This is a genomic window from Xylanibacter ruminicola (assembly GCF_900142525.1).
GTDB lineage: Bacteria > Bacteroidota > Bacteroidia > Bacteroidales > Bacteroidaceae > Prevotella > Prevotella ruminicola_A.
The window spans coordinates 1-1,901 of sequence record NZ_FRBD01000050.1 but is presented as its reverse complement, the minus strand read 5'-3'; the positions used below and the strand labels follow the sequence as shown (position 1 = coordinate 1,901).

Below are 1,901 nucleotides of genomic sequence, written 5' to 3'. Positions count from 1 at the left end.
CAGCTTGTAATCAATTTCTTCGTTTGCCATCATAAAATAAACGTGTTAAACTACATTTTGTTGTAGCCTGACACAGTTTACTTTACATTCTCTAATCCTGAAATATATTTGTTGTTTAATCTTGTTTTTAAGTTTGGTGCAAAGGTAATGCTTTTATCTTGAACTCGCAAATAAATCAATGGATAATGCTTACTAATCTCTTCATAACTTGATGGTTTTATCTACTTACTCTTTGTAATACGATTGTATTCATCAATGAACTTTTGGCCAGTGGGGCTAGGGCGTCTATTGATTTGTTTATTGAAGTTGATATATTGCTTGATAATATTTTGGAGTCCAGATACATTTTTTATATCATTAACTTCATATAGATCAAAAAACTCCTCTATCTTTATAGCTATTTCTTCTGTTGTTTCTCTACTTTTTGTAGAATTGTTCACGAGACTAATCATTTCTTTAAGTTTAGCAATTCTTTTCTCATTTCCTCTAATTTCCTTTTTGATTGTAAGCTCTACGTCATAAACAATCTCATTTGCAACAGCAATTCTTATATCTTCATCAGTTGCGCCAAATACTGCTGATTTCTGGAATTGATCTTTCCCCACAAATCTTTCTAAAACAAGTAAAACTACAGTGTTCCTTTCTTTTTCAGAAGATATTTCATCCGAAAAAGTATCTAAATTATCATGGATCTTTGAATTAATAAGATTACGGCTACTATCTTTTAATCCCATAATCTTTCCAAATATCGGCTCGAAGTAATCCTTGAACTGGGGATAATATTGAGTGAGGCCAACTTTGGCTTTCTGGATATAGTCAGGAGTTGATGACTGCGCAAAGCCTATTGTCACTGCGAATACCAATAATAAGATGCTTACTAATCTTTTCATAACTTCTATAGTTTTATGTTGCAAAGATAAAACAAACAATCCTATCGTCTTAAGTTTTTATATCTAGCATATAGGAAGTTTATCCATCTTAAACATTTCTTGTTTCATCTTATCTCTTTCTTCCTTTAGAATCATTTCTGTATTAACAAGGTCGTTTGCTAAAAAGAAGTTGTTTAATCTTATATCAAGATGATCTTTAAGATTTGATATCATTGGACGATACAAGATGCTTGTGGTGCAATAGATTTTAATATATTTTCCTTCATCATCAATGAAGTATACTGTTGTTACACTGCTCCTTGAGTTTGCATAGTTTACTGCATGTTTCAATCTCTCAACTTCTTCAACGTTATCAAGAGGAACTCTCTTCCAGCAGTATTGGTTTATATCAATATAGTGATGACCTTCATCTAATTCGATAAAGAAATCTTTGCCTTGGAATTTGAATTCTATCTCGCCGTCCTCTCCTTCTTCGCACTTGCAACCCAGTTCCTCCAAGCATTTTCTAACCGTGTCTTTCATCGCTTTGTATTCTGGAATTAAAGATAGATCATCCATCTTCTTCTTTGCAAGATTATAATATTCCTTGTAATAAATGTCTGGATCTGCAACTATTCTTTCAAGTTCGCCATAGTTCATATTATTAAGGGAGTCTTCCCACTCCTTTAACGGTAATATTTTTTTCTTGCCTGCCATTTTTCTTATAATAATCTTTTAGGTTTTATATTTGCAAAGATAGGGTTTTTATTTATAAATAACAAATTTTTAATTAAGAAAATCACTAGTTTCCTAGAAGAACAAAAACAAAAGTAAGTTAAAATACCCCCTTAAACAATTTCGATGGTTTGGCTACGCCTATGTACTTAACAAATCGATGGTACAGTGGTACATTAGTTCATTTTAAAAATTGAATATATTGTACTTTGTACTTCCCTAGAAAAAGTTGAATGGTTTTTAACTTAACCCTGCCATTGGTTGAATGCCTATTGGGTACCTAAATTCTTATCCCTG

General features: G+C 31.8%; 2 protein-coding genes. Both read right to left on the bottom strand.

The genetic code is table 11. The features are described 5' to 3' along the window. Positions 1-221 precede the first annotated feature (221 nt). Positions 222-890 carry a hypothetical protein gene (locus tag BUB86_RS16820; RefSeq protein ID WP_073211882.1) on the bottom strand — a complete coding sequence of 223 codons (669 nt, stop codon included), beginning with the start codon at positions 888-890 and terminating at the stop codon, positions 222-224. Positions 891-953: 63 nt separating this feature from the next. Further along, the gene (locus BUB86_RS16815; protein ID WP_073211880.1) at positions 954-1,586 is read right to left on the bottom strand and encodes a YbjN domain-containing protein; all 633 of its coding nucleotides are present in this window, start codon (positions 1,584-1,586) and stop codon (positions 954-956) included. Positions 1,587-1,901 lie beyond the last annotated feature (315 nt).

What these genes read in the sequence shown, in the direction of transcription:
- BUB86_RS16820 (WP_073211882.1), bottom strand. Translation starts at nt 890, where the DNA reads ATGAAAAGATTAGTAAGCATCTTATTATTGGTATTCGCAGTGACAATA.
- BUB86_RS16815 (WP_073211880.1), bottom strand. Translation starts at nt 1,586, where the DNA reads ATGGCAGGCAAGAAAAAAATATTACCGTTAAAGGAGTGGGAAGACTCC.